This is a genomic window from Nocardioides sp., from assembly GCF_035697785.1.
Taxonomy (GTDB): domain Bacteria; phylum Actinomycetota; class Actinomycetes; order Propionibacteriales; family Nocardioidaceae; genus Nocardioides_B.
In genome coordinates, this window is record NZ_DASSCL010000108.1 from 13,251 (window position 1) to 29,359 (window position 16,109).

The 16,109-nt window shown below is 72.0% G+C and carries 20 protein-coding genes; 16 read left to right on the forward strand and 4 right to left on the reverse strand.

The features are described 5' to 3' along the window. The first annotated feature begins 94 nt into the window (after positions 1 to 94). A complete protein-coding gene (locus tag VFH10_RS10990; RefSeq protein ID WP_325128411.1) occupies positions 95 to 1,159 on the forward strand; it encodes an alpha/beta hydrolase in 1,065 nt (354 codons plus the stop codon). On the opposite strand, the gene mshD is transcribed toward VFH10_RS10990, so the two are convergent. Next, entirely contained in the window at positions 1,140 to 2,111 is a 972-nt protein-coding gene (gene mshD / locus VFH10_RS10995; RefSeq protein ID WP_325128413.1) for a mycothiol synthase, read from the reverse strand. The genes VFH10_RS10990 and mshD overlap by 20 nt on opposite strands. 47 nt (positions 2,112 to 2,158) lie before the next feature. Between mshD and VFH10_RS11000 the strand changes: the two genes are divergently transcribed. Next, a complete protein-coding gene (locus VFH10_RS11000) occupies positions 2,159 to 2,467 on the forward strand; it encodes a hypothetical protein (RefSeq protein WP_325128414.1) in 309 nt (102 codons plus the stop codon). Between the two features lie 207 nt (positions 2,468 to 2,674). On the opposite strand, the gene VFH10_RS11005 is transcribed toward VFH10_RS11000, so the two are convergent. Next, a complete protein-coding gene (locus tag VFH10_RS11005) occupies positions 2,675 to 3,391 on the reverse strand; it encodes a response regulator transcription factor (RefSeq protein ID WP_325128416.1) in 717 nt (238 codons plus the stop codon). 174 nt (positions 3,392 to 3,565) lie between these two features. Between VFH10_RS11005 and VFH10_RS11010 the strand changes: the two genes are divergently transcribed. The 10 genes from VFH10_RS11010 (at position 3,566) to VFH10_RS11055 (ending at position 11,903) form a co-directional block, all read left to right on the forward strand. After that, the gene (locus VFH10_RS11010; RefSeq protein ID WP_325128418.1) at positions 3,566 to 3,871 is read left to right on the forward strand and encodes a MoaD/ThiS family protein; all 306 of its coding nucleotides are present in this window, start codon (positions 3,566 to 3,568) and stop codon (positions 3,869 to 3,871) included. Between the two features lie 139 nt (positions 3,872 to 4,010). After that, positions 4,011 to 4,724, forward strand: coding sequence for a DUF4386 family protein (locus VFH10_RS11015; protein WP_325128421.1), 714 nt, complete (start codon positions 4,011 to 4,013; stop codon positions 4,722 to 4,724). A gap of 4 nt (positions 4,725 to 4,728) precedes the next feature. Then, a complete protein-coding gene (locus tag VFH10_RS11020) occupies positions 4,729 to 6,147 on the forward strand; it encodes a sensor histidine kinase (RefSeq protein ID WP_325128423.1) in 1,419 nt (472 codons plus the stop codon). Then, positions 6,144 to 6,767: a response regulator transcription factor gene (locus VFH10_RS11025; RefSeq protein WP_325128424.1), complete on the forward strand. Its 624-nt coding sequence runs from the start codon at positions 6,144 to 6,146 to the stop codon at positions 6,765 to 6,767. The genes VFH10_RS11020 and VFH10_RS11025 overlap by 4 nt, the downstream gene beginning before the upstream one ends. Before the next feature lie 184 nt (positions 6,768 to 6,951). Further along, positions 6,952 to 7,407, forward strand: coding sequence for a thioredoxin family protein (locus VFH10_RS11030; protein WP_325128426.1), 456 nt, complete (start codon positions 6,952 to 6,954; stop codon positions 7,405 to 7,407). Between the two features lie 82 nt (positions 7,408 to 7,489). Further along, positions 7,490 to 8,470 carry a folate-binding protein gene (locus tag VFH10_RS11035; protein ID WP_325128428.1) on the forward strand — a complete coding sequence of 327 codons (981 nt, stop codon included), beginning with the start codon at positions 7,490 to 7,492 and terminating at the stop codon, positions 8,468 to 8,470. 316 nt (positions 8,471 to 8,786) lie between these two features. Further along, positions 8,787 to 9,284 (forward strand): DUF4395 domain-containing protein, encoded by a 498-nt coding sequence (locus tag VFH10_RS11040; protein ID WP_325128429.1) that lies wholly within the window; start codon positions 8,787 to 8,789, stop codon positions 9,282 to 9,284. Between the two features lie 57 nt (positions 9,285 to 9,341). Continuing rightward, the gene (locus VFH10_RS11045; RefSeq protein WP_325128430.1) at positions 9,342 to 10,190 is read left to right on the forward strand and encodes a sulfurtransferase; all 849 of its coding nucleotides are present in this window, start codon (positions 9,342 to 9,344) and stop codon (positions 10,188 to 10,190) included. Next, positions 10,190 to 10,501, forward strand: coding sequence for a DUF1416 domain-containing protein (locus VFH10_RS11050; protein WP_325128432.1), 312 nt, complete (start codon positions 10,190 to 10,192; stop codon positions 10,499 to 10,501). The genes VFH10_RS11045 and VFH10_RS11050 overlap by 1 nt, the downstream gene beginning before the upstream one ends. A gap of 139 nt (positions 10,502 to 10,640) precedes the next feature. Continuing rightward, entirely contained in the window at positions 10,641 to 11,903 is a 1,263-nt protein-coding gene (locus VFH10_RS11055) for an NADase-type glycan-binding domain-containing protein (RefSeq protein WP_325128433.1), read from the forward strand. A gap of 27 nt (positions 11,904 to 11,930) precedes the next feature. Here VFH10_RS11055 and dtd read toward each other — a convergent pair whose 3' ends face one another. Next, on the reverse strand, positions 11,931 to 12,359 hold the full coding sequence (gene dtd, locus VFH10_RS11060; RefSeq protein WP_325128435.1) for a D-aminoacyl-tRNA deacylase: 429 nt from the start codon (positions 12,357 to 12,359) through the stop codon (positions 11,931 to 11,933). Between the two features lie 69 nt (positions 12,360 to 12,428). Between dtd and VFH10_RS11065 the strand changes: the two genes are divergently transcribed. Further along, positions 12,429 to 13,289 (forward strand): 3-keto-5-aminohexanoate cleavage protein, encoded by an 861-nt coding sequence (locus tag VFH10_RS11065; protein ID WP_325128437.1) that lies wholly within the window; start codon positions 12,429 to 12,431, stop codon positions 13,287 to 13,289. A 40-nt stretch (positions 13,290 to 13,329) separates the two neighbouring features. Here VFH10_RS11065 and VFH10_RS11070 read toward each other — a convergent pair whose 3' ends face one another. Continuing rightward, positions 13,330 to 13,692: a DsrE family protein gene (locus VFH10_RS11070; protein ID WP_325128438.1), complete on the reverse strand. Its 363-nt coding sequence runs from the start codon at positions 13,690 to 13,692 to the stop codon at positions 13,330 to 13,332. 142 nt (positions 13,693 to 13,834) lie between these two features. Here VFH10_RS11070 and VFH10_RS11075 point away from each other — a divergent pair, with 142 nt between their 5' ends. The 3 genes from VFH10_RS11075 to VFH10_RS11085 form a co-directional block, all read left to right on the forward strand. Beyond that, positions 13,835 to 14,335 (forward strand): FABP family protein, encoded by a 501-nt coding sequence (locus VFH10_RS11075; protein ID WP_325128440.1) that lies wholly within the window; start codon positions 13,835 to 13,837, stop codon positions 14,333 to 14,335. A 133-nt stretch (positions 14,336 to 14,468) separates the two neighbouring features. Beyond that, positions 14,469 to 15,842: a serine/threonine protein kinase gene (locus VFH10_RS11080; protein ID WP_325128442.1), complete on the forward strand. Its 1,374-nt coding sequence runs from the start codon at positions 14,469 to 14,471 to the stop codon at positions 15,840 to 15,842. Positions 15,843 to 15,895: 53 nt separating this feature from the next. Then, on the forward strand, positions 15,896 to 16,109 hold a 214-nt coding region (locus VFH10_RS11085), incomplete at its 3' end, for a Fur family transcriptional regulator (RefSeq protein WP_325128443.1).

Consider the following 16,109-nt stretch of genomic DNA (forward strand, 5'->3'; position numbering starts at 1 on the left):
CACTACCCGGCGAACGGTGGGTGAAGTTCTTTGCGTCCGTGGGACGGCCGACCCTCGGCCGGCCGGGGATCGGCCATGGCCTAGGTTGCGGGGCATGGCACCCACGGTTCCCCGACGGGTCGAGGCGACGGCGTTGCGCGGGCTGATGGCTCTGCCGGGGCCGGTGATGCGTCGGGTCGCCGGGCCGCCCGTCGTGGTCGATGGACAGACCCTCGACCTCGAGACCCAGTGGATGCTCCGGCTCCGAGAGGTGCTCCGGGTACCGGCCGCGGAGAAGCTGGCTGTCCCCGAGGGGCGAAGGGTGATCACCCACAACGCCGGACTCACCGGCGGCCGGCAGCCGATCGGGGAGACCCACGACCTCGACGTGCCCGGACCGGACGGGCCGCTCGCTGCCCGGCTGTACGTGCCGCGGTCCCGGGTGTCGGCGGGGTCGACCACTGCGAACGAGTCGCCGCTGCTGGTGTTCCTGCACGGCGGCGGCTTCATGTACGGCGACCTCGACTCCCACGACGCGGTCTGCCGGTTCCTCGCGGAGCGCGCCGACGTGCGCGTGCTCGCGGTGGACTACCGGATCGGGCCCGAGCACCGGTTCCCGGCCGCGGTCGACGACTGCTGGACGGCGTACCAGTGGGTCGTCGAGCACGCCGAGAGGCTGGGCGCGGACCCCGAGCGGATCGGTGTGGGTGGCGACTCCGCGGGCGGCTGCCTGGCGACGGTGACGGCGATGCGCGCGGCCAACGCCGGCGTGCCGTGCCGGCACCAGCTGCTCGTCTATCCGATCACCGACATGGTGAACGGCAGCGACAGCCGGCGCCTGTTCGCCTCCGGGTTCTACCTCACCCAGGAGTTCATCGACCTCGCGGACGCGAGCTATCTCTGCACGGCGGAGGAGAGGCGCCACCCCGACGTGTCACCGGCGCTCACGGAGAAGATCCCCGACGGGCTCGCGCCGGCTCACGTCGTCACCGCGGGGTTCGACCCGCTCCGTGACGAGGGCGAGGCGTGGGCGCGCCGGCTGGCCGACGCCGGTGTCGAGGTGCGGTTGAAGAGGTACCCGGGCTTCATCCACGGCTTCTTCAACGTGGTCGGGATCGGCCGCGCCCAGCGCGCCGGCGTCGCGGAGATCGCGGCCGTGCTCAAGGTCGCGCTGCACTGACACGGCGGTACTGCACATGGGTGTCCGCCGCCGCGTGCGTGAACCCCAGCCGCGAGTAGACCGCCACCGCCGGTGCGTTGTCGGACTCGACGTACAGCAGCACTTCGAGCAGTCCCTGCGCAGCCAGGTGGTGCAGGCCGGTGAGGGTGAGCAGCCGGCCCAGCCCCGACCCCTGGGCGCGCGGCGACACACCGACGACGTACACCTCCCCGACCGGGTGCCGGCCGTGATGCACCTTGGTCCAGTGGAAGCCGACGAGAGGCGCTGGCGCACCCGCGCGGCCCGTCGCGGAGCCCGCCTCTCCGACCGGTACGGCCTCGGCCACGAAGAACCCGGCCGGGTCGAACCACGGCTCGGCCATTCGCTCGTCCAGGTCGGCGCGGGTCATCCGGCCCTGCTCGGGGTGGTGGGCGAACGCCTCCGCGTTGACCGCGAGGAACGCGTCCTCGTCGTGCCCCGGCCGGAACGTGCGTACGACGAAGCCGCGACCCGGACCGGTCGACGCGTTCGGCAGCGGGGGCAGGTCGCCGAGCGAGCGCCGCATCACCCACAGGTCTCGGACCCGCTCGAACCCGAACGTCTCGGCGAGGGCCGCCGCCCCCGGGTGGTTCCCGTGCGACCACGCGGTGGTGCCCTCGGGTACGCCGTGGGTCATGGCGGCCGAGACCAGGGCGTGCCCCCGGCCCGCGGCCCGGGCCACCGGGTCGACCACGACCGCGAGGTCGTCGCCGCGCAGCCAGGCGAACCCCGCCACCGGGTCGCCCGTCACCAGCATCGTGCTGCCGGTGAGGCCGCGGTGCCGCAGCGCGAGCAGCGCCGCCTCGTCGAGCGCGGCCGCTCCGTCGTAGGCCTCCGCCCGCTCGAGGACCCTGTGCACCTCGGCGGCAAGACCGGTCGGGGTGGTCCCGGACCACTCGAACGGGGCATCGACGCGGCGTACCTCGTGGAGCATATTCGTCACTCTAGGGACAATCGCCTCACGAACCGGGGGACCCCGTCGTGCAGCTGGTGACGATGTTCGCGATGGTGATCACGTTCCCGCTGCTGTGCCTGGGCTTCCTGCTCTGGATGGCCCGCCTCGAGGACTCGCTGCCCGCAGCCGTGCGCAAGGCCGAGCGGCAGCCCGACCCGGCACCGATCCTGGCCGTCCCGGTGTTGCCCCGCGAGCCCGAGGCGGCCCGCGCCGCCACGCAGGTCGCCACCGGTGCCGTCGTCCCGGTGCACATGCCCGCTCAGCGCACCGAGTCCCTGCCGGGCCTCCAGCCGCACGGGGAGGGCGAGCCGGCCGCTGCTCCCGGGGTGGCGTGAACGGGTGACCACCGGCCCGTCCGATTCGGGCCGTCCTGCCGATGTGGTGGCACGCCCTCGGGGCTAGGTTCAGATCACAGGACGACGAGGAGCCCTCGGGGCCGCGGGGAACAACCGAGGCTCTCGTCGCTCCGAAGGGGGACGCCGAGAGGCGGGAGGACCACGACGAGGCGGGGTGGCGCCGTGTTCCTCCCGCCCAGGCGCGCCTCAGACGTCGGAGGGCTCGCGCTCGACGGTGCCCTCCTTGGGCGGCGTCACGAACCGGTAGCCCACGTTGCGCACGGTGCCGATCAGCGTCTCGTTGTCGGGGCCGAGCTTGGCCCGCAGTCGTCGTACGTGCACGTCGACGGTGCGGGTGCCGCCGAAGTAGTCGTAGCCCCAGACCTCCTGCAACAGCTGGTCGCGGGTGAACACCCGGCCGGGGTGCTGCACGAGGTACTTCAGCAGCTCGAACTCCTTGAACGTGAGGTCCAGCGCCCGCCCGCCGAGCTTCGCGGTGTACGTCGCGTCGTCGACCGTCACGTCGCCGGAGCGGATCACGTGGGCCTCGGGGTCGGAGGCGTCGCGGTGCGCGGCCAGCCGGCCGATGGCGACGCGCAGCCGGGCCTCGACCTCGGCCGGACCGGCGGTGCTCAGCAACACGTCGTCCATGCCCCAGTCGGCGCTGACCACGGCCAGGCCGCCCTCGGTGACGATGAGGAGCACCGGACCGTCCGAGCCGGTCGTGCGGATGAGGCGGCACAGGTCGCGGGCGTGGGCGAGCTCCTTGCGGCCGTCCACCAGCACCACGTCCACCTCGGGGGCCTCGAGCAGGGCGCTGCCCTCGGCGGGCAGGATCCGGACCTGGTGGGGGAGCAGCGCCAGGGCGGGCAGCACCTCGGCCGATGGCTGGGTGGTGCTGGTCAGCAGCAGCAGGGTGCTCATCGGGGTCCCCGCGGGACAGCGAAGCAAGCAAGTGGTCTCGTGGGGTGGTTCATGGGTGCTTGACGCACCTCCCGGAATCGACCGGTCAGGGTCCGTCCCGGCTCGCCGTTGAGCCGCTCCGCGTCGCCGGCCGCGGCCTGGGGCCGCGCGCCGGCATGAGGCAGGATATCTGACATGAGCCCCGCCCGGCCCGAGTCGTCCATCACCGCACCGGTGACGGTGCGCTACTGGGCCGCCGCCCGGGCCGCCGCCGGGGTCGACTCCGACTCGGTCGATGTCGGCGACGGTACGACGCTCGCCGTACTCCTCAAGACCGTCCACGACCTGCACCCCGACCGGCCCCGGCTGGCCGACGTGGTGGGCGTCTGCTCGGTGCTGGTAGGCGACCGTCCGGTCGGCGCGACCGACCCTGACGACGTGGCGATCGCCCCCGGCGACACCGTCGAACTGCTCCCGCCCTTCGCCGGCGGCAGCACCTGAGCTCGATCGCTTCGCACGGCAGACCACCCGGGAGATCTTCCCGGCCGGTTCGGGAAACCGCCCGATGTCGCCTCGCTGCCGCGACCGCACCCTGGTGTCACTCGCGCGGGCCGTCCGCGCCCGACCCGGGGGAGGCCCCATGTCCACCGTCATCGCCCGCCAGTCACCGACCACCACGCTGACGGATCCGCTCTGGCGGGTCGCCGGCGCGCTGGCCCTGGCCCACGTCGTCCTGATGCTCGTCGGCGTCATCACCAGCGGGTCCCCGACGATCCACCAGGGTCAGGAGGGCATCGAGCACTCCTACGTCGAGGGCAGCCTGACCAGGATCTTCACCGGCGGGTACGTCGAGACGCTCGCGTTCGTGCTCCTCGTGCCCGTCCTGGTGTTCTTGTCCCGTGCGTTCGGGCGGCGCACCGAGAACGGCGGTTGGGCGTCGCAGACCGCGGCCCTCGCCGGCCTCGTCTACGTCGCCGTGGTCATCGCCGGCGGGTTCGCCGCAGGCGCGGCCGCATCCTGGGGGGCGCAGCACGGGCTGTCCGTCGAAGAGAGCCTCGCGATCAACAACATCAGGAACTTCGCCTACTACCTCAGCCTCGCGTTCCTCGGCGCGCACGCGATCGGACTGGGGCTGGCGGCGCGTTCGGACAGCCTGATGCCGCGCTGGGTCGGGTGGGGTGGGCTGACCGTCGGCACGGTGCTGCTGCTGGCCGTCCCGGCGGCCGCCGTCGGGATGGCCGACGGCGCCTCCTTGGTCTGGATCGTGTGGTGGACCGGGCTCGCCGTGCTGATGCTGAGGCACCCTTCGACATCGCGGTTCGCCGACATCGGCGCATCGGATACGGCACGCTGAGCCGATGAGACGTGTCGTCGCCGTGGCGGCGCCGGCGGCCCTGGGCCGGGCCGGCGCCGCCACGGCGGTGGTCCTCGCCGATCGCGCGGACAGCGGTGTCGGCGATGCGGTGGCGATCCTGCTCGTCGTCACGGCGTACGTCGTCGGCGCCGGGGTCGTCTTGCTCGCCCGCCCGGGCGACCGGGTCGCGGCGCTGATGCTCGCGGGCGGGACGAGCTGGGGCCTGGGCGAGGGCCTGATCGCCCTCGGCGTGCACGGCCATGTCGTCGCGCCGGGCTCGGTCGCCGGGGCCGACTGGCTGGCCGTGCTCGGAACGGCCCTGCGCGGACTCGGCTGGATCGTGCTCGTGGTCGCCGTCCCGCTGTACTTCCCCGACGGGAGGCTCGCCCGGCCGGACCGCCGGTGGCCGCAGTGGGTGCTGCTCACGGCCCTCGGTTGCTTCGGAGCCGCCACGTTGCTGACACCCGAGCCGCTGGAGACCCGGTTGCAGGGGATGGAAAACCCGATGGGTCTGCCGGCGCCGGCGGCCCCTGTGACCGACACGCTGGCGCTGACCGGGCTGGCCCTGGTCGGGGTGCTCTTGGTCGTCGCCGTCGCGGGTCTGGTGCACCGCTGGTCGAAGGCCGACGACTTCGAGCGGAGACGGCTGAGGTGGTTCGCCGTCGCGGTCGCGTGTCCGCTGCTGATCCTGCCACTCGTGGCGACCCCCTGGGCCGAGCCGTGGATGTTCGCGTTGGTGACGATGCCGGCTCCGGTGGTGCTGGCGGTGACCCTCCTGATGCGGCGCATCCGCGACGGGGAGGAGCGGCTGGTGCTGGCCCGCGAGGAGGAACGTCGACTCCTGCGGCGCGACCTGCACGACGGGCTCGGGCCCGCACTCGCCGCGCTGACCCTCCGGGTGGACACCCTGCGCAACCGGGCCGGTGACCCGGACCTCGACCTCGAGGCGGAGCTGCTCGCGCTGCGGTCCGGGATCCAGGACACCGTCACCGACGTGCGTCGGATCGTGACCGGGTTGCGCCCCCCGGCCCTCGACGAGCTCGGTGTCGCCGGCGCGATCGAGCAGCTGGCGGCGGGCCTTGCCGGTCCGGGGCTCCGGGTCGACGTACGCGTGCCCGACCTGCCGCCCGTCCCCGCGGCTGTCGAGGTCGCGCTCTACCGCGTGGTCCAGGAGGCAGTGACCAACGTGGTGAAGCACGCCGCCGCCACGCGGGCCCGGATCGCTGTGGCGGTATGTGGGGACGAGGTGCGCCTCGACGTCACGGACAACGGTGCCGGCGGGGCACGTCCCCGCGACGGAGGCGTGGGCCTGGCCGGGATGCGCGACCGGGTGGAGGAGATCGGTGGCACGCTCCGGCTGTCGTCGCGTCCGGGCACCGGTACGACGGTCGCCGTGATCCTGCCGCTGGCGGTGGCCCGATGACCGATCGAGCGGTCCGCGTCCTCATCGTCGACGACCACCCGCTGTTCCGTGACGGGCTCGCGGGCCTGCTGGCCACTGTCGAGGGCATGGAGGTGGTGGACGCGGTGGGCGATGGCGAGACGGCGGTCCGCCGCACCGTCGAGCTGGTGCCGGACGTCGTACTCATGGACCTCAACCTGCCGGGCACGCCCGGCCTGGAGGCCACCCGGCGCATCGTCTCGTCCGGTGCCCGGAGTGCCGTGCTGGTGCTGACGATGGTCGACGACGACAGCAGCGTCCTGGCGGCGCTTCGGATCGGCGCGCGCGGCTACCTCCTCAAGGGAGCGGCCCAGGAAGAGGTGCTGGCCGCCATCCGCACGGTCGCCGCCGGCGGTGCGGTCTTCGGCCCGGGGGTGGCCCAGCGCGTGATTGGGGGCCGGGGGCGCGAGGCCCCGGGGAGCCTGACGCCCCGCGAGGCCGAGATCCTGGCACTGGTCGCACGTGGACTGAGCAACCCCGCGATCGCGACCGAGCTCGGGATCAGCCTCAAGACCGTGCAGAACCATGTCTCCCAGGTGCTGGCGAAGCTGCAGGTGGGCGACCGGACCCAGGCCGCCTTCCGGGCCCGTGGCCTGTCCTGACCACCCCCGCCCTCGTTGAGACGCGCCTCAGGTGGCGCGAGACGCGGGGTTGGTGGCGCGAGACGCGCCTCAGGTGGCGCGAGACGCGCGTCCCGGCGCCTCGATGCGCGCACTTGGGTCCGCGCCGCCGCGCGCAGGCCGGACGCACGGAATGCCCCGCACTGTCCGGTTGTTCAATGTGGACATGAGCCAAGGACTCTGGGTGCTCGTCGTCGCGCTCGTGGCCGCGACCGCGTTCGGCCTCTACCGCGCCGCGCGCGACGGTCGCTTCCGTGGCACCCACGCGGTCCGTGGTGCCGTGCCCGACGCCGAGACACCCGCGGCCGAGAGCGTGCTCGCCGGCGTGGATCTCGACCATGAGCTGGGCGAGCGCGCCACCCTGCTGCAGTTCTCCTCTGCCTTCTGCGCGCCCTGCCGCGCCACCCGTCGGGTCCTCGGCGAGGTGGTCGACGTCGTACCGGGCGTGGTGCACGTCGAGGTGGACGCCGAGCAGCACCTCGACCTGGTCCGCCGGCTCGGCGTGCTCCGCACCCCGACGACGCTGATCCTCGACGGCGCGGGTCGCGAGGTCTCGCGCGCGGCCGGCGCTCCGACCAAGGACGCCGTGCTGGCCACGCTCGCCCGGGCGATCACGTCGTGACCACTGTGCGCGGTCGCCGACCAGTCGACGAGGCGTACGCCGACCCCGTCGCCGCCCTCACGGGTGAGACCATGGAGATGTCATGACAAGCCAGCCCGGAACCACCCAGCCCAGTCCGCTCCTCTCCCTGCCCGGCGCTGTCGCCGGCGACGGGATCGACGCGCCGGTGGCGGCCCACTACGGGTCGTTCAACGGCGAGCAGCGCACCCTCGAGTCCGGTGAGGGCTTCGTCGATCTCTCCCACCGCGGCGTGGTGCGGGTATCGGGCCCCGACCGGCTCACCTGGCTGCACTCGCTGACGTCGCAGCACCTCGACACGCTGGCTCCCGGTGTCGCGACCGGCGCGCTGGTGCTCAGCCCGCAGGGTCATGTCGAGCACGCGATGTACGGCACCGACGACGGCGACTCCTTCACCGCCCACGTCGAGCCCGGCGAGGCGCCCGCCCTGGTCGAGTGGCTCGACCGGATGCGGTTCATGATGCGGGTCGAGGTCGCCGACGTCACCGACGAGGTCGCGGTGGTCTGGCGGCCCGCCGCTCGGGTCGAGGGCGCGCCGTACTCCGGCTACGTCTTCGTCCCCCGCGCCGAGCTCGGCACGTTCGCCGAGGCGGCCGGCCCGGCCTGCGGCCTGTGGGCGTTCGAGGCGCTCCGGATCGCCCGAGGCGAGCCCCGCCTCGGCCTCGACACCGACCACCGCACGATCCCCAACGAGGCCGGCTGGATCGGCCCGGCCGTGCACCTCGACAAGGGCTGCTACCGGGGCCAGGAGACTGTCGCCCGGGTGCACACGCTCGGCCGTCCACCGCGCCGGCTCACGCTGCTGCACCTCGACGGCTCGGACAACCGGCTTCCCGTGCGTGGCGCCCCGCTGATGCTCGACGGCCGCCAGGTCGGGTTCGTCGGTACGTCGGCGCGGCACCACGAGCTGGGGCCGATCGCCCTCGGCATCGTCAAGCGCAACGTCGCTCTCGACGCGGTGCTCGACGCGGACGGGCTGCCCGCCGCGCAGGAGATGCTGGTCGACCCCGAGGTCGGGCTGCACGTCCGCCCGCAGCTCCGCTGACGTCCACGGAATGGACTATGCGCCCACGATATGAGACGGCCGTTGGTGGCCGGCGGAGTGGCCGCCCTACTCTGGTCGACATGTCCTCGACCATGCTGACGAAGCGCCGCGCAGTAGACCACTGCCGCGTGCGCTCCGCGCTGTGTCGAATGTCCTGACGGGACCGTCGCAACCTTCCCTTACTCCAGAGACTTAGTAGACTAAGTCCGTGAGGTTGGCCTGACGCCCGGCCGAGGAGCCGTGCGTCTCGACGTGTCCCGTGCCTCACCGCAGGCCGCAGCCGCCCACGTGACCCCACGAAGCGCAGGAGACACCAATGTCCGCCAGCATCTCGACCCCGTCGAGCACGTCGAGCCGTCCCGGTACGCCCGCCGGTATCGACCCGCGCGGCCCACGCGTCGTAGCGACGCTCACGGCCGTCGTGCTGGCCGGCGCGCTGCTGGCCGCCCCTTCATCGCTCACCGTCGTGCTGCTGGCCGCCCAGGCGGTCGTGTTCGCGGTGGGCGCGTTGCGGGGCGTCCAGCACACGCCGTACTCCTGGCTGTTCCGGACCCTGGTCCGTCCGCGGCTCGCGCCGCCGACCGAGCTCGAGGACCCGGCCCCGCCGCGGTTCGCGCAGGCGGTCGGTCTGGGGTTCGCCCTGGTGGCGCTCGCCGGCTACCTGTCCGGCGCGGCGCTGCTCGGCGCGGTCGCCACCGGTGCCGCGCTGGCGGCGGCCTTCCTCAACGCGGCCTTCGGCTTCTGCCTGGGCTGCGAGATGTACCTGCTCGGTCTCCGGCTGCGCAGCAGCGAGCGTGTCGAAACCACTCCCTGACAACGACAACCCACTCACGAAGAGAACCGCCCGCCCGGGCACAAGGAAGGAACGATCATGAGCCGCGACACCGCACTCGTCACCGCCGACTGGGTCCAGGAGCATCTGGACGACCCCAAGGTGGTGCTGGTCGAGGTCGACGAGGACACCACCTCCTACGACAAGGGCCACATCGCCGGCGCGATCAAGCTCGACTGGACGACCGAGCTCCAGGACCAGGTCCGCCGCGACTTCGTCAACAAGGAGCAGTTCGAGGCACTGCTCTCCGACAAGGGCGTCGCCAACGACCACACCGTGGTGCTGTACGGCGGCAACAACAACTGGTTCGCCGCCTACGCCTACTGGTACTTCAAGCTCTACGGGCACCAGGACGTCAAGCTCCTCGACGGCGGCCGCAAGAAGTGGGAGCTCGACAGCCGCGAGCTCACCGACGAGGTGCCGACCCGCGAGAAGACCAGCTACACCGCGCAGGAGCAGGACCTCTCCATCCGTGCATTCCGCGACGAGACGGTGGCGGCGATCGGCGTGAAGAACCTCGTCGACGTACGCAGCCCCGACGAGTACGCCGGCCGCCTCCTCGCCCCGGCGCACCTGCCGCAGGAGCAGGCCCAGCGGGCCGGTCACGTGCCGACCTCGATCAACGTGCCGTGGAGCAAGGCGGCCAACGACGACGGCACCTTCAGGTCCGACGACGAGCTCCGCAAGATCTACGGCGAGGCAGGCCTCGACGACGGCAAGGACACGATCGCGCTGTGCCGCATCGGCGAGCGCTCGTCGCACACGTGGTTCGTGCTCAAGGAGCTGCTCGGCCACCAGAACGTCAAGAACTACGACGGCTCCTGGACCGAGTACGGCTCCCTCGTCGGCGTCCCGATCGCCCTGGGTGACGAGCCGGGGGAGGCCTGATGTGCGGCGCGACTGAGGGCGGCCTGTCCCTGGACGGGATCGACGTCGCCAAGGAGTCGGTGATCCAGGGTGTGGTGACCCGGGCCGGAACCGATGGGCAGAGCGAGCCGGTCGGCAACGCCTACGTCCGACTGCTGGACCGCACCGGCGAGTTCACCGCAGAGGTGCCCACCTCGGCGACGGGGCACTTCCGGTTCTTCGCGGCCCCCGGTGAGTGGACGCTGCGGACGCTGGCGCCGAAGGCCGAGGTCGTCGACCAGAAGGTGACCGCCCAGCGCGGCGTCGTGGCCGAGGTCGCCATCCCGATCTGATCTCCGTCGAGACCCGGACCCCGGACCGCACAGGTCCGGGGTCCGGTTCGTTCCGACCCCTCCAGCGGTTGGCGACGGGCGGAACGGGGTAGACCACTGCTTTGTCGGCCCCGTCGCTTGATCCGTAGGCTGGACCGCTGTGCCCGATTCCCGAACGCCCGGTGGGCTCCCACCGGACCTGCCGCCGGAGTACGCCGAGGCGTACCGCCGGGGATACGAGCGCGCCTACCGGGAGGCCATCGGCCGTGAAGCCGACACGGACCCGACGGTCGACACTGAGGCCCCGGTGGTCGAGCCCGTCGAGACCAGTGCACCAAAACACCTGGCCCCAGCCCCGGTGGTCGAGCCCGAGCCCCCGGTGGTCGAGCCCGTCGAGGCCGGGCCACCACCCGTCGAGGATCCCGACCAGCCCATCCGCATCCGCGGACCTCTCTTCGCAGATGAGGCAGACGAGGCAGACGAAGCACGCGCGGACAACGAGCACACCCAGGTCCTGAACCTCCACGACCAGCGCCCCTCCCAGGTGAGCCACGAAGCCGTCTTCGCCCCCCATCCGCTCGCCTTCGATGACGACACGGCGCCCGAGCCGCCTCGACCCGACGGCGGGCCGGAGCCCGAGACCGACACCGGGCGGCACCGCTGGTCCGGCGGCCTCGCCGACGACCTGGTCGCCGACGACTACCAGGAAGCCGAGCCTCGACGCACCCGACCCGGCTGGCTGGTGCCGGCCCTGCTCGGAGGGTTGGTCCTGATCCTGGTGCTGAGCGCCTACGGCATCGGCAAGGTCTTCTCCAGCTCCGTCGACGGCGCGGACGTCTCGACCGAGGCGCCGGACGGCGTCGTGCTCGGAGACGACGGCGAGGGTGCCGCGAACGCGGGCAACGGCAAGGGCAAGCCGCGCAACCAGCAGAAGGGCGCGTACCAGGGCGTCACCGACCAGGCCGTCGTCGGCGGCGCCAGTGCATCCTGCGAGGCGCCGGCCAGCGTCGACGCGGCCGGCAACCAGATCGCGTACCCGCCGACCAACGTCTACGACGGCGACATGACGACGGCTTGGCGCTGCAACGGCCGCGGTGTCGGACAGTCGCTCACCCTGACCTTGGCCGAGGCCGGTCGGATCGGTGAGGTCGGGCTGGTCCCGGGCTACGCGAAGACCGACCCACGCAGCGGCGTCGACCGGTACGCCGAGAACAACCGGCTCACCCGGGTGCGCTGGACTTTCGCCGACGGTACGTCGGTCGTGCAGGGCGTCGACGGCGCCGAGGCCAACCGTTCTCTGCAGACGATGCGGATCCCGGTCACCGAGTCCGACACGGTCGTGCTCGAGGTGCTCGCCTCCACCCCCGGCCCCCGCAACACGATGGCCGTCAGCGAGGTGCGGGTCGGGCAGGCCTCGGAGTGACGTCGACGGGCTCGACCACCTAAACCCTCATGGTGTCTCGAGGATCACCGTCACCGGACCGTCGTTGACCAGCGCCACCTGCATGTCCGCGCCGAACGCCCCGCGCGCGACCGTCGCTCCCAGCGTCTCCAGCTCGGCGCACACCTTCTCGTAGAGCGGCTCGCTCACCGGACCCGGCGCGGCGGCGTTCCAGGTCGGCCGGCGGCCCTTGCGCGCGTCGCCGTACAACGTGAACTGGCTGACCATGAGCACCGGCGCGTCGACGTCGGAGGCGGACTGCTCGTCGCGCAGGATCCGCAGCCCCCACACCTTGCGGGCCATCCAGGCCACCTGGTCCGGGCCGTCGTCGTGGGTGACACCGAGCAGCACCAGCAGGCCGGGACGCTCGAGGTCGCCGACGATCTTCCCGTCAACGGACACAGAAGCGGAGAGAACTCGCTGGACCACCGCGCGCATCGGCAAATCTTCCTGTCTCGGGGGTCGACGGGGTTCGACGGGCTTCTCGAAGTCTGACACGATGCGGCCATGACCGACGCGTCCCCCGGCTTCCGCACAGACCCCACGAAGCTCCTCGTCACGGTCGCCCCGACCGGTGCCGAGACCCGCAAGGCCGACTGCCCGCAGCTGCCCACCACGCTCGACGAGCTGGTCGACACCGCCCGCCGGTGCCAGGCGGCCGGCGCCGCGATGATCCACGTGCACATCCGCGACGACGACCACCAGCCCACCCTCGACCTGGGCCGGCTCACTGCGACGGTCGACGCGCTGCACGAGCAGACCGACCTCGTCGTGCAGCTCTCCACCGGCGGCAGCGTGCACGACCCGCTCGACCGCCGCCTCAAGGTGCTCGACGCGCAGCCAGATTCGTGCAGCCTCACCATGGGGACCACGAACTTCGGCGACGACGTGTTCTCCAACCCCTGGCCGTTCATCACGGACCTTTACCGGCTCTCCCAGGAGCGCGAGGTGGTGCCGGAGTTCGAGCTGTTCGACCTCGGCCACGTCGCCGCCCTCCACCGGCTCCTCGACAAGTTCGGGCTGCCGTACGGCGGACGCGTGCACGTCGACCTGGTGATGGGCGTGCCCGGCGGGATGCCCGGCACCGCCGACGCCCTGGTCGCGGCCGTCAACGCGCTGCCCGGCGCCGTCACGTCCTGGTCGGCCACCGGCATCGGCCGGTCCACGCTCGCGGTCGCGCTGGCCGCGCTCAGCAAGGGCGGCCATCTCCGCGTCGGCATGGAGGACGTGCTCACCCTCGCCAAGGGCGTGCCCGTCGAGCACAACGAGCAGCTGGTCAGCCGCGTGGTCGAGCTGGGTCGCATCGCGCAGCGCACCCCGATGACCCCGGCCGAGGCCAAGGAGCTGCTGCAGGTCAAGCGGCGGTAGTCGCTGTCCGTGTCCCCGCGGTGCCGCTGGGTGCTGGAGCTCAGTACACGAGCGCCTGCGTGCCGTCGGTCAGCGCCTCCTCGGTGAACACCGCCGCGCCGGCGATCCGGATGCCGGGCAGCACGTCGGCCTCGCCGATCTCGCGGCGGACCGCACACTGGGTGCACAACGTCACCTGGCCCGCCTCGCGGACGACCGCGAGCAGGTCACCGACGGGAGTGGCGTGTGGAAGTCCCAGGTCCGGAGCCCTGTCCGCGACGGCGAACCAGGCCGCCTCCCCGGTCAGCCACAGGCTCACCCGGGCCCCGGCCGCGACAGCGGCCGAGGCGACAGTGAACGCCTGGTTGCTCCGCTCCGGGTCGTCGGTGCCGCACGTCACCTTCACCAGCAGTCGGTCCGCCATGCCGGTCACACTAGACTGCGGCCCATGGAAGCCGTGTTCATCGCCCTGATGGCGCTGGTCGTGCTGCTGACCGGCTACGTCGCCCTCGTCGTCCTCTGGAACCTCTTCAAGGCCGAACGCAGCTAGGGCGCCACGTCCCCCCATGCCCTTCGAGATCCCCGAGAACCTCCACCCCGACTGCGCGCCGGTCGCCTGGCTGCTCGGCACCTGGCGCGGCAACGGGCACGGTGACTACCCGACGATCGAGGCGTTCCAGTTCGGGCAGGAGTGCATCTTCACCCACGACGGCAGGCCGTTCTTCCACTACATGAGCCGCTCCTGGATCGTCGACGAGCAGGGCGAGAAGGTGCGCGACGCCGCCATCGAGACCGGCTTCCTGAGGCCGAAGGCCGACGGCTCCCTCGAGCTGCTGCTCACCCACCACACCGGGTTCGTCGAGATCTGGTACGGCGCGGCCGAGATCGGCACGCCGCGCCTGGAGCTCAGCACCGACGCGGTCGCCCGCACCCAGACCGCCAAGGAGTACACCGGCGGGCACCGGATGTACGGGATGGTCGAGGGCGACCTGCTCTGGGCCTACGACATGGCCGCGATGGGTCAGCCCCTCCAGCCCCACCTCTGGGGTCGCCTCGTCCGTCAGTAGCCCGGGTGTTCGAGGCGGCGTCCTGTGGTCGTTGCGTCGTGCGGGGGTCGCGAGCCCGTCGAGACCCTCGACGTAACGCCCGCCACGGTCACGCGTTGAACACGGCACAGGACGCCGAGCAGAAGGACCCCGCATGCGCCGTACGACGCTCGCCCTGGCCGGCAGCGCACTTGCCCTCGCCGTTGCGGTCACGGTCGTCCCACGCGCCAGCGCGGGGCCGTCCACGCCCGCGACCACGCGTGAGCAGACGGCCCAGAGGTCGCGCGACGTGATGTTCGTCGGCAACAACTGGGCCGGCACCGCGGACGTCGTCGACGCGCACACCTTCCAGAAGATCGGGCGGATCGACATCGTTCCCGACCGCGCCGAGCGGATGCAGGAGATCGTCGCCGACCCGGCCAGGCTGGCGTTCTACCTGGCGATCCAGCAGGCGATCGGGGAGGGCCACGACCAGCTCGTCGACGACATGTTCTCGACTCGCGACGGCCGGCTGCTGGCCGTGTCGCGGCCGAGCTTCGCCGACGTGGTGTGGATCGACCTGGCCAGCGGCGCGATCGTGAAGCGCCAGGTGATGGACGGCTTCCGCACCGACCACATGAACGTCTCACCCGACGGCCGCCGCCTCGTGGTCTCCGACTCGACGTCGAAGTCGGTGCACGAGTACGTCCTGGGCGGCGCGGGCAACCCGCGCACCGGCGTCCGGCTGCGCACGTTCGAGTCGGGGGAGACCCCGCACGAGTCCAACTACTCCGCGGACGGCCGGCGGATCTTCCACGCCAGCATCGGACGGGTCTACACACCCGTCGACGCCGGTGAGCTCGACGCGGTCGGTGACCTGATCAAGGCCGACCGCTGGTTCCAGGTGGTCCGCACCCGCGACTTCTCGATCGCCCGCCGGTGGGACATGGGCCTGGAACTGGAGGAAGCGGGCTACGGCGACATGAGCTCGGCGGTGCGTCCGATGGCGATCTCGCCCGACGAGCGGTTCGCCTACTACCAGGTTTCGTTCCTCCACGGGTTCGTGGAGTTCGACCTGAAGGCGGCGGACCCCAACGGTGGTGGCGACTACGTGGCCGGCGGTCAGTCGGAGCCGGACACCGGAAAGGTGACCCGACTGATCCCGCTGCCCAACCGGGTGCCTGACCTGCCGCGCGAGCAGTACGTTCTCGACTCCGCCCACCACGGGCTGTCGATGAACTCGAAAGGCACCAAGCTCTGCGTGGCCGGCACGATGTCGGACTACGCCGCGATCGTGACGCGCCGAACGATGAAGGCGAAGATCCTCGACGGCGAGGGCGACGGCGAGGACCGCAAGTACCTCAAGCCGTACTGGTCCACCGAGGGGCCCGGCAACACGTGTTGGATGTCGATGAGTGGCAACGACGCGGTCGCGGTGTTCGACCTTCGACGCAGGCGCGAGATCGCCTGGATCCCGGTGGGTGACCACCCGCAACGAGTCCGCAACGGCACGGTGGCCGCCGCGGTGGAGCGTGCGTGGCACCTCTAGGACAGGGCAGACGCCGCACGCACGTGGGTCGCCCGCCTCACTAGACTCGTCAGGTGCCGCACGACGACCTCGACCAGCCGCCGGAGCAGTGGCAGAAGGAGTTGCGGTCGCGGGGATATCGGCTGACTCCGCAGCGCGAGCTGGTGCTACGTGCCGTTGATCATCTGGGTCACGCCACGCCGGACGAGATTCTCGCCGAGGTGCGCAAGGAGTCCGCGGCCGTGAACGTGTCGACCGTGTACCGGACGCTCGAGCTGCTCGAGGAGC

What these genes read in the sequence shown, in the direction of transcription:
- VFH10_RS11025 (WP_325128424.1), top strand. Translation starts at nt 6,144, where the DNA reads ATGACCGATCGAGCGGTCCGCGTCCTCATCGTCGACGACCACCCGCTG.
- VFH10_RS11045 (WP_325128430.1), top strand. Translation starts at nt 9,342, where the DNA reads ATGAGCCGCGACACCGCACTCGTCACCGCCGACTGGGTCCAGGAGCAT.
- VFH10_RS11015 (WP_325128421.1), top strand. Translation starts at nt 4,011, where the DNA reads ATGTCCACCGTCATCGCCCGCCAGTCACCGACCACCACGCTGACGGAT.
- VFH10_RS11040 (WP_325128429.1), top strand. Translation starts at nt 8,787, where the DNA reads ATGTCCGCCAGCATCTCGACCCCGTCGAGCACGTCGAGCCGTCCCGGT.
- VFH10_RS11035 (WP_325128428.1), top strand. Translation starts at nt 7,490, where the DNA reads ATGACAAGCCAGCCCGGAACCACCCAGCCCAGTCCGCTCCTCTCCCTG.
- VFH10_RS11005 (WP_325128416.1), bottom strand. Translation starts at nt 3,391, where the DNA reads ATGAGCACCCTGCTGCTGCTGACCAGCACCACCCAGCCATCGGCCGAG.
- VFH10_RS11050 (WP_325128432.1), top strand. Translation starts at nt 10,190, where the DNA reads ATGTGCGGCGCGACTGAGGGCGGCCTGTCCCTGGACGGGATCGACGTC.
- VFH10_RS11010 (WP_325128418.1), top strand. Translation starts at nt 3,566, where the DNA reads ATGAGCCCCGCCCGGCCCGAGTCGTCCATCACCGCACCGGTGACGGTG.
- VFH10_RS11030 (WP_325128426.1), top strand. Translation starts at nt 6,952, where the DNA reads ATGAGCCAAGGACTCTGGGTGCTCGTCGTCGCGCTCGTGGCCGCGACC.
- VFH10_RS11070 (WP_325128438.1), bottom strand. Translation starts at nt 13,692, where the DNA reads ATGGCGGACCGACTGCTGGTGAAGGTGACGTGCGGCACCGACGACCCG.
- VFH10_RS10990 (WP_325128411.1), top strand. Translation starts at nt 95, where the DNA reads ATGGCACCCACGGTTCCCCGACGGGTCGAGGCGACGGCGTTGCGCGGG.
- dtd (WP_325128435.1), bottom strand. Translation starts at nt 12,359, where the DNA reads ATGCGCGCGGTGGTCCAGCGAGTTCTCTCCGCTTCTGTGTCCGTTGAC.
- VFH10_RS11075 (WP_325128440.1), top strand. Translation starts at nt 13,835, where the DNA reads ATGCCCTTCGAGATCCCCGAGAACCTCCACCCCGACTGCGCGCCGGTC.
- VFH10_RS11065 (WP_325128437.1), top strand. Translation starts at nt 12,429, where the DNA reads ATGACCGACGCGTCCCCCGGCTTCCGCACAGACCCCACGAAGCTCCTC.
- VFH10_RS11020 (WP_325128423.1), top strand. Translation starts at nt 4,729, where the DNA reads ATGAGACGTGTCGTCGCCGTGGCGGCGCCGGCGGCCCTGGGCCGGGCC.
- VFH10_RS11080 (WP_325128442.1), top strand. Translation starts at nt 14,469, where the DNA reads ATGCGCCGTACGACGCTCGCCCTGGCCGGCAGCGCACTTGCCCTCGCC.
- mshD (WP_325128413.1), bottom strand. Translation starts at nt 2,111, where the DNA reads ATGCTCCACGAGGTACGCCGCGTCGATGCCCCGTTCGAGTGGTCCGGG.